The organism is Aeromicrobium sp., from assembly GCF_050700635.1.
Classification (GTDB): Bacteria; Actinomycetota; Actinomycetes; order Propionibacteriales; family Nocardioidaceae; genus Aeromicrobium.
In genome coordinates this window covers 1-8503 of record NZ_JBOHDT010000150.1, presented here as the reverse complement: position 1 = coordinate 8503, position 8503 = coordinate 1, and the positions used below count along the sequence as shown (strand labels likewise).

Genomic DNA, 8503 nt, shown 5'->3' with positions numbered 1-8503 from the left:
AGCTCCGCGAGTCGGACACCCCCACGATCGGCGTCGGCGTGCATGGCCAGATCGTACGCTCCGACGGCCGGTGCTCAGGCGATGAGATCGAGACGGGGTCCGGCCGGTGCGTGGTCGGCGCGACGTCCCTCGTACGCCTTGGCCAGCCGGTGCACCGCGTCGTCCAGCACGGCGGGGCTCTGCGTGTACGGCAGGCGCAGGAACGCCTCGCCCGCGATCGGCGCGCCGGTGAAGAACCGTGGACCCGGAGTGAGCAGCAGCCCGTGGTCCCGCGCGGCCGCGACGAGTCGGGTGGAGTTGTGGTCGGGGAGGCCGGCCCACACCGAGAGACCGCCCGCGGGCCGGGCGACGTCCAGCTCGGGGAGATGCTCGGCGAGCAGGGCGACGAGGTGGTCCCGCTGGCTGCGGAAGCCGTCCAGCGCGCTGGTCATCACCGGCTCCGGATCGCGCAGCACCTCGGCCAGCACGAGCTGCTCGAACGCGGCGGTGCCGAGGTCGTGCATCATCCGGGCCTGGACCAGCGGCATCACCAGGTCGTGCGGTGCCCTGATCCAGCCGACGCGCAGGCCACCCCAGATCGTCTTGGACGCGGAGTCGACGAGCAGGGTGTCGCGGTCGAACGAGCCGAACGACGGCGGCAGCGCGACACCGTCGAGGTTGACGTCGCGCATCGACTCGTCGATCACCGCCAGCGTTCCGGTTTGTCGCATCGCGCGCGCGAGGGTGCCGCGCTCGGACTCGCTCATGACGGCGGCGGTGGGGTTGTGGAAGTCCGGGATCAGGTAGGCGGCGAGATGGCGACCGGACGACAGCATGGCGACGGCCGCCTCGACGTCCCACGGGCCGTCGGCGACCACCGGGACCGGCATCAGCCGCGCACCGGCTGACACGAACGCCTCGTGGGCGTGCGGGTAGCTCACCGACTCGACCAGCACCCGGTCGCCCTGCTCGACGAACGCGCGCGCGACCAGCGACACCGCGCTGAGCGCGCCACTCGTCACCACGATCTGGTCGGGCGACGTGGGCAGGCCGCGCGCCGCGTACCGCTCTGCCAGGAGCTCGCGGAGCGCCGGCAGACCGTCCGGCAGGTAGCCGGGGGTCGACAGGAGCCCGGGCAGTCTCGCCGTGGCGGCCTCGAACGCCCGCCCGAGCCCGGACGGCGCGACGGGGGCCGCATACGTCAGGGCGATGCCCGTGTCGTCGGCGGGTGTGACGATCAGGCTGCTCGCACTGGACTCCCCGAACGGGACGCAGACGACGCTCCCCGAGCCCCGCCGCGACCGCAGCAGACCTGCCTCGCGGAGCTCGGCGTACACACGGGCGGTGGTGGTGCGGCTGACCCCTGTGGCTGCGGCCAGCTCGCGCTCACTGGGCAGACGGGAACCGGCCGTGATGCGTCCGTCGACGATCAGCATCCGGATCTGGTCGGCCAGGTCGCGGTACGCCACACCGACTGGCGGTGTGAGTGCCGCGGCCAGACGGGCCGCGGAGAGGGTGGCGGACATGGGGCCACTCTCTCACGATTGGCTATACCTTTGAAGGCCAATTGGGAGCAGAATGGAGTCATGGTTCTCCTGCTGATCGCCCTTGTGGCCGTCTTCGCGATTCTCTTCGCGTTGGCGGTGACGATCGTGGCCGACGGGTACGGCCTGCGCCCGCCCCCGCGGAGTCATCGCGCGGAGGTGGAGTTCGACTCCTGGGGCCTGCCGATCGTCTTCCTGCAGCCGCGTCCGTGACGGCGGCATACGTGCCACCGAGCCTGGGCTCGGTGGAGCAGGTCCGCGCCGGTCGGCTTCCGCGCCGCATCACCCAGCTCGTGGTCGGCCTGGTGCTGTACGGCTTCACCATGGCCCTGATGGTGCGCTCGGGGCTGGGGCTCGACCCATGGGACGTGTTCCATCAAGGCATTACCGAGCACGTGCCGCTCACCTTCGGTCAGGTCGTCATCGCGGTCGGCGCCGTCGTGCTGCTGCTCTGGATCCCCTTGCGGCAGGTGCCGGGTCTCGGCACGGTGCTCAACGTCGTCATCATCGGGCTGGCCGCTGACGCCGGGCTCGCCCTCGTCGACCGACCGGACGAGCTCTGGCTGAGGACGCTCCTGCTCCTCGCTGGCGTATTCGGCAACGGCCTCGCAGGCGCCCTCTACATCGGAGCGCATCTGGGTCCCGGTCCGCGCGACGGTCTGTGGCTGGGTCTGGTGCGTCGCACGGGGCGCAGCGTCCGTCTGTGGCGAACCACCATCGAGATGACGGTGCTCGTCGTCGGGTTCGTCCTCGGTGGCACGGTCGGCGTCGGAACGGTGCTCTACGCGTTGACGATCGGCCCCACGGTTCAGTTCTTCCTGCTGTCGACGCAGGTCCAGCTGGACCTGGGCTGACAACCCCGCAGGATGGTCGGTACCTTGCACGGATGGCCGAGAAGTTCCAGGGCGGTCGCGCGCGTCGCCTCCCGCCCGAGCTCGCGATGCTTCGTGTCACGAACGCACGACACCGGTTGCCCGAGGTATTCGGCACCGGTCTGCTGATCTTCCTCGCGCTCGGCGTCATGATCGGCGCAGGCATCTTCTCCCTGGCCGGCATCCAAGCGGCGACCATGGCCGGCCCGGCCGTCATCATCTCCTTCCTGGTCGCGGCGGTGGTGTGCGTCCTCGCGGCTCTGTCGTACGCAGAGCTGTCCTCCACCATCCCCGTCGCCGGCAGTGCCTACACGTTCACATATGTCGCCTTCGGCGAGATCTGGGCCTGGGTGGTCGGCTGGGCGCTGGTGCTCGAGCTGGTGGTGGCCGCGGCCCTGGTCTCGCGCGTGTGGGCCGCCTACTTCGTCGCCACGGTCGAGGGCTTCGACGTCGCCCTTCCCGCCACCATCACCGAGCACGCGCAGATCGACCAGGGCGTCGGATGGGTGGCCATGCTGCTCGTGGTGATCCTGATGCTTCTCGTCATGGCCGGAACGCAGCTGTCCGGTCGGATCCTCGCCACGATCGTCTCGATCAAGCTGACGGCGGTCGTGCTCGTGATCGCCATCGGCGCCACCAAGGTCGACTCCGACAACTACTCGCCGTTCGTCCCCGAGCCCGTCTCCGGTCAAGGGGCCCGCGGATCGGTGCTCCAGTACTTCCTCGACGAGGCAGCAGGCGACGCGTTCGGCGTGATGGGCATCTTCACGGCGGCCGGCGTGATCGTCTTCGCGTTCATCGGCTTCGACCTCATCGCCACGGCCGCCGAGGACGCCAAGGACCCACGGAAGAGCATTCCCAGGGCGATGCTCGCTGCCATCGGAATCGTCACCGCCCTCTACGTCGCGATGTCCACCGTTCTCGTCGGCCTGCGCCCCTATGAGGAGCTGGGCACCGACGCCCCGGTGTCGGACGCGCTGCAGGCCGTCGGCACCGGATGGGCCGCCGACGTTATCAACATCGGCGCCCTGCTCGCCCTCACGACGGTCGTTCTCGTGGTGCTCATCGCCCAGAGCCGGGTGCTGTTCGCCATGGGGCGCGACGGACTCCTGCCGCCGGCGCTGTCGAACGTCGGGTCCGGATCAGCCCCGACGCGGGCGGCCCTTGTCGCCGGCGTGGCAGCCGGTCTGCTGGCGCTCGATCCCGGGACCGCGACGCGCGAGCAGCTGCTGGTGCTCGCCACCTTGTTCGCCTTCGGCTTCTGCTCCGTGGCCGTCATCTCGCTGCGGCGCACGCAACCGAACCTCGAGCGAGGATTCCGCGTTCCACTGGTACCCCTCGTGCCGATCCTGTCGCTGCTCGCCACGGTGTGGCTCTCGCTCAACCTCGAGCCCAAGACCTGGCGTGACTTCGCCATCTGGATGGCCGTGGGTCTCGCGCTGTACCTGCTGTACGGACGCCGCCACAGCGCGCTCGTGGGCAGCTACGACCCCGGCCTCGACGACACACCGATGCCGGCGCGGGCGCCGCGACGCACGCACGGAGGTTCCCACCGCGCGGACATTTGAGTCGGGTCTATCGCCGGGTGGCGATGAGCACCGAGGCGTCCGGGTCGATGAGCATCTCCACGGCGGTGAAGCGCTCGTCCGTGAGCCACTGCTCGCGCACCGAGTCGACGTGACCGTCGACGATCGGCGGCCAGTGGCTCGAGGGCACGAAGTCGTCGAGCACGGCGATGCCACCCGGCTCGAGCAGGTCGGCGAGTACGTCGATGCTCTCCATGACATCGCGGACGTCGACGAACAGCAGCGAGAACGGGGCGTACTGCTCGAGCGTCGACCAGTCGCCGGACACGACCTCGACGTTCTCGACGTCAGCGAACAGGCGCTGCACCTCCTCGGCCAGCGAGGGGTCGAGCTCGGCGCTCACGATGCGCGCATCCTTGGCCGCGCCGCTGGACAACCAGGCCGACCCGACCCCGCATCCGGTGCCAAGCTCGGCCAGCGTGCCCTCCCGAGAAGCGGCCAGGGCGGCCAGCAGCCGGCCCGTCTCGTGTCGCGTGGACGTGATGAACCCGCGTTCGCGTGAGAGGTTGAGCGCGCTCGCGACGAGGACGGGAATGTCGGTGGGTGCGCTCACCAACTCAGTCTCGCACGCATGCCGTTCAAGCCATCCGGGCGACGTCTCAGCCGCTGGACCATTTGGTGGGACGCCGCAGGCAGACGGAGTCGACAGGTTATGCTGGGTCCGTGCGGAAGCAGCTCGTAGTCATCGCTTGCCGCGGCAGGTCCACTTAGGGCCATACCCTGCCGCGGAGTTTCGGCGTTGGCCCGACGTTTCCGCCGCAGGGATGCTGTTCACGATCTGATCTCCTCTCCTGTTTCCTCGGTCGATCACCGGGTACTGGCCTGGCGGTACGTCGGACCCCGCCGGATCCCCATACCCGACCCGACTGAGATGAGGATTGACATGAACCCCCAGCTGATCGAATGGGGACCGGCTCACCTGCGCGACGAGGCTACGGCCCTCGACGTCGAGCCCCAAGAACCCCCCGAGGACAACTGATCACCATTCAAGACGTGGGTTTCAGATCCTGAGACTCGCTCCCTAGGATGAACAGATGACTCGCGCTTTCTCGCTGGCCGTGGTGCCCGGCGACGGAATCGGTCCTGAGGTGACCGCTCAGGCCCTGACAGTGCTCGATGCCGTCACTGCCGACCACGACGTCACCTTCGCCCGCACCGAGTACGACCTCGGCGCGAACCGGTGGCATGCGACGGGGGAGACCCTGCCCGACTCGGTGCTGGCGGAGATCCGTGGCCACGATGCGATTCTGCTCGGTGCGGTCGGCGACCCTAGTGTCCCGTCGGGCGTGCTGGAGCGGGGACTGCTGCTGAGGCTGCGCTTCGAGCTCGACCACTACGTCAACCTGCGTCCGTCCAGGCTGTTCCCCGGCGTTCCCACGCCACTGGCCGACCCGGGTGACGTCGACTTCGTGGTCGTCCGCGAGGGCACCGAGGGCCCCTATGTCGGCAACGGTGGCGCGATCCGCGTCGGCACACCGCAGGAGATGGCCACCGAGGTCAGTGTCAACACCGCCTTCGGTGTCGAACGGGTCGTGCGCGACGCCTTCGCGCGCGCTCAGGCGCGCCCGCGCAAGAATCTGACGCTGGTGCACAAGAACAACGTCCTGGTCCATGCGGGCCACCTCTGGAGTCGCACAGTCGACACCGTGGCCACGGAGTTCCCGGACGTCACGGTCGACTACCTGCACGTCGACGCGGCCACGATCTTCATGGTCTCCGACCCGGCACGCTTCGATGTCATCGTCACCGACAACCTGTTCGGCGACATCCTCACCGACCTCGCTGCGGCCATCACCGGCGGCATCGGCCTTGCTGCCAGCGGAAACGTCAACCCGGACCGCACCACGCCGAGCATGTTCGAGCCCGTGCACGGCTCGGCACCTGACATCGCGGGCCAGGGCAAGGCCGACCCGACGGCCGCGATCTTGTCCGGCGCACTCCTGCTCGACCACCTTGGCCTGCCCGAAGCCGCCGCGAAGGTCACCGCAGCGGTCGAGGCTGACATCAGCGAACGCACGACTGGGCGCACCACTGTGCGCTCTACTACGGAGGTGGGCGAGGCCATCGCAGCGCGCGTGGCTGGAGGTGTATCGGTGGCCTGACACCGACACCCCCGACCCGAGAAGGTATTACCGTGACTGCCATGACTCCAGCACCCGCGTTCACCAGCCGGCTCGAGCCGAATCCGCACCCGCGGACTCCCGAGCAGCGCGACGCGATTCTCGCCGATCCAGGCTTCGGCAACCATTTCTCTGACCACATGTTCTTGGCCGAGTGGACGCCGGACGCTGGCTGGGTCGATGCCCGTGTCGTGCCCTATGGCCCGCTCACGATCGACCCGGCGACCGCTGTCCTGCACTACGCGCAGGAGATCTTCGAGGGACTCAAGGCGTACGGCCACGCCGATGGGTCGGTCTGGTTGTTCCGCCCGGAGGCCAACGCCACCCGCATGCGGAGGTCGGCGCGGCGGCTAGCCCTTCCCGAGCTCCCCGAGGAGTGGTTCCTCGGCTCCATCCGGACCCTGATCGAGACCGATCGCGAGTGGGTGCCACGCGGCGAGGAGAAGAGTCTGTACGTGCGGCCGTTCATGTTCGCCTCCGAGGTGTTCCTCGGCGTTCGGCCCGCGCATCACGTCACCTACTCGGTGATCACGTCACCGGCGGGCCCCTATTTCCCGGGCGGCGTCAAGCCGGTCTCGATCTGGCTGTCCACCGAGTACGCCCGCGCGGGTGCCGGCGGCACCGGGAACGCCAAGTGCGGCGGCAACTATGCCTCCAGCCTGCTCCCACAGCAGGAGGCGGCCGAGCACGGCTGCGCGCAGGTGGCCTTCCTCGACTCCGCCGAGCACCACTGGGTCGAGGAGCTGGGCGGGATGAACCTGTACTTCGTGCAGTCCGACGGCTCGATCGTCACCCCGTCGCTGTCCGGCTCGATCCTCGAGGGCATCACCCGCGACTCGATCCTGACCCTCGCGCGCGACCTCGGCCACGACGTCATCGAGCGCCGGGTGAGCATCGACGAGTGGCGCGAGGGCTGCGCCGACGGCACGATCACCGAGGTCTTCGCCTGCGGCACCGCCGCGGTCGTCACGCCGGTCGGCGCTCTCAAGTGGGACGGTGGCGAGGCGCTAGCGTCAGACGGCGAAGCCGGAAAGGTCACCCTCGACATCCGCTCCGCCCTGGTCGACATCCAGTACGGCCGTGCCGACGATCAACACGGCTGGATGACGCAGGTGCTCCCCGCCTGACCTCCTCAGGCTGGGACCGCACCGCGTGGTTGGATGGGTGGTTGTGACCCGGGTCACCACGCCTAAGGAGGACCAAGAATGACCGTCGCGACTCGCACCGAGCACGACCTGATCGGTGAGCGCGAGGTTCCGCTGGACGCCTACTGGGGTATCCACTCGCTGCGCGCGTTGGAGAACTTCCCGATCACCGGGATCCCGATCGGTTTGAGCCCGTTCCTGGTCGAGGCCCTCGCGTTGGTCAAGCAGGCCGCCGCCACCACCAACCACCAGCTGGGCCTGCTCGACGACGAACGATTCGTCGCCATCCGTCAGGCCTGCGAAGAGATCCGGGCCGGCGAGCTGCACGACGAGTTCGTCGTCGACGTCATGCAGGGCGGCGCCGGAACCTCGACCAACATGAACGCCAACGAGGTCATCGCGAACCGGGCGCTGGAGCTCCTCGGTCACAAGAAGGGGGAGTACCACCACCTCCACCCCAACGAGCACGTCAACTTGAGCCAGTCGACCAACGACGTCTACCCGACCTCGATCAAGATCGCCATCATCCTGGCCACCCACTCGCTGCTCAACGCGATGGAGATCCTGCAGGAATCCTTCATGCGGAAGTCCGAGGAGTTCCGCGACGTCCTCAAGATGGGTCGCACCCAGATGCAGGACGCCGTCCCCATGACGCTCGGTCAGGAGTTCGGCACGTATGGCGTGATGCTCGGTGAGGACCGATCGCGGTTGTCCGAGGCCGTCATGATGCTGCACGAGATCAACCTCGGCGCCACCGCCATCGGGACCCAGCTCAATGCGCCGGTGGGTTACGTCCCGATCGCCTGCGAGCACCTGGCCACGCTCACCGGGCTCCCGCTCGAGAGCGCGGTCGACCTCATCGAGGCCACCCAGGACTGCGGCGCGTTCGTGCAGCTGTCCGGCGTTCTCAAGCGCGTCGCGGTCAAGCTGTCCAAGATCTGCAACGACCTGAGGCTGCTGTCGTCCGGGCCACGCGCCGGCCTGAACGAGATCAACCTCCCAGCCGTCCAGGCCGGGTCGAGCATCATGCCCGGCAAGGTCAACCCGGTCATCCCCGAGGTCGTCAACCAGGTGGCGTTCCAGGTCATCGGCATGGACGTCACCGTCACCATGGCCGCCGAGGCAGGGCAGCTTCAGCTCAACGCCTTCGAGCCGGTCATCTGCTACTCGCTGTCGGCGGGCATCTACCGGCTTCGCGAGGCGATCCTCGTGCTCTCGTCGCGCTGCGTCGACGGCATCACCGCCAATCGCGACCTG

The 8503-nt window shown here is 68.6% G+C and carries 8 protein-coding genes; 6 read left to right on the top strand and 2 right to left on the bottom strand.

Annotated features, from left to right (window positions below; translation table 11 throughout):
* Window positions 1-74 precede the first annotated feature (74 nt).
* Window positions 75-1505, bottom strand: a complete 1431-nt coding sequence (locus ACRDPN_RS11500; RefSeq protein ID WP_431447798.1) for a PLP-dependent aminotransferase family protein — start codon at window positions 1503-1505, stop codon at window positions 75-77.
* 60 nt (window positions 1506-1565) lie between these two features.
* Here ACRDPN_RS11500 and ACRDPN_RS11495 point away from each other — a divergent pair, with 60 nt between their 5' ends.
* Genes ACRDPN_RS11495 through ACRDPN_RS11485 form a run of 3 tightly spaced genes read left to right on the top strand, consistent with a single transcriptional unit; the run spans window position 1566 to window position 3963 of the window.
* Complete coding sequence (locus ACRDPN_RS11495; RefSeq protein ID WP_431447795.1) at window positions 1566-1736, top strand: hypothetical protein; 171 nt, start codon at window positions 1566-1568, stop codon at window positions 1734-1736.
* Window positions 1733-2377 (top strand): YczE/YyaS/YitT family protein, encoded by a 645-nt coding sequence (locus tag ACRDPN_RS11490; protein ID WP_431447792.1) that lies wholly within the window; start codon window positions 1733-1735, stop codon window positions 2375-2377. The genes ACRDPN_RS11495 and ACRDPN_RS11490 overlap by 4 nt, the downstream gene beginning before the upstream one ends.
* Window positions 2378-2409: 32 nt before the next feature.
* Complete coding sequence (locus ACRDPN_RS11485; RefSeq protein WP_431447789.1) at window positions 2410-3963, top strand: amino acid permease; 1554 nt, start codon at window positions 2410-2412, stop codon at window positions 3961-3963.
* A 7-nt stretch (window positions 3964-3970) separates the two neighbouring features.
* Here the strand turns inward: ACRDPN_RS11485 and ACRDPN_RS11480 are convergent, their stop codons facing one another.
* A complete protein-coding gene (locus ACRDPN_RS11480) occupies window positions 3971-4534 on the bottom strand; it encodes an O-methyltransferase (RefSeq protein WP_431447786.1) in 564 nt (187 codons plus the stop codon).
* 481 nt (window positions 4535-5015) lie between these two features.
* On the opposite strand from ACRDPN_RS11480, the gene ACRDPN_RS11475 reads away from it, so the two are divergent.
* The 3 genes from ACRDPN_RS11475 to ACRDPN_RS11465 form a co-directional block, all read left to right on the top strand.
* A complete protein-coding gene (locus ACRDPN_RS11475) occupies window positions 5016-6083 on the top strand; it encodes a 3-isopropylmalate dehydrogenase (RefSeq protein ID WP_431447783.1) in 1068 nt (355 codons plus the stop codon).
* A gap of 41 nt (window positions 6084-6124) precedes the next feature.
* Window positions 6125-7228, top strand: a complete 1104-nt coding sequence (locus ACRDPN_RS11470; RefSeq protein ID WP_431447780.1) for a branched-chain amino acid aminotransferase — start codon at window positions 6125-6127, stop codon at window positions 7226-7228.
* A gap of 78 nt (window positions 7229-7306) precedes the next feature.
* Window positions 7307-8503: aspartate ammonia-lyase (locus ACRDPN_RS11465; protein WP_431447777.1), on the top strand; the 1197-nt coding region annotated here is incomplete at its 3' end.

Bases quoted from the DNA above. Each gene is read 5' to 3' on its own strand.
- ACRDPN_RS11500 (WP_431447798.1), bottom strand. From the start codon at position 1,505: ATGTCCGCCACCCTCTCCGCGGCCCGTCTGGCCGCGGCACTCACACCG.
- ACRDPN_RS11470 (WP_431447780.1), top strand. From the start codon at position 6,125: ATGACTCCAGCACCCGCGTTCACCAGCCGGCTCGAGCCGAATCCGCAC.
- ACRDPN_RS11495 (WP_431447795.1), top strand. From the start codon at position 1,566: ATGGTTCTCCTGCTGATCGCCCTTGTGGCCGTCTTCGCGATTCTCTTC.
- ACRDPN_RS11475 (WP_431447783.1), top strand. From the start codon at position 5,016: ATGACTCGCGCTTTCTCGCTGGCCGTGGTGCCCGGCGACGGAATCGGT.
- ACRDPN_RS11485 (WP_431447789.1), top strand. From the start codon at position 2,410: ATGGCCGAGAAGTTCCAGGGCGGTCGCGCGCGTCGCCTCCCGCCCGAG.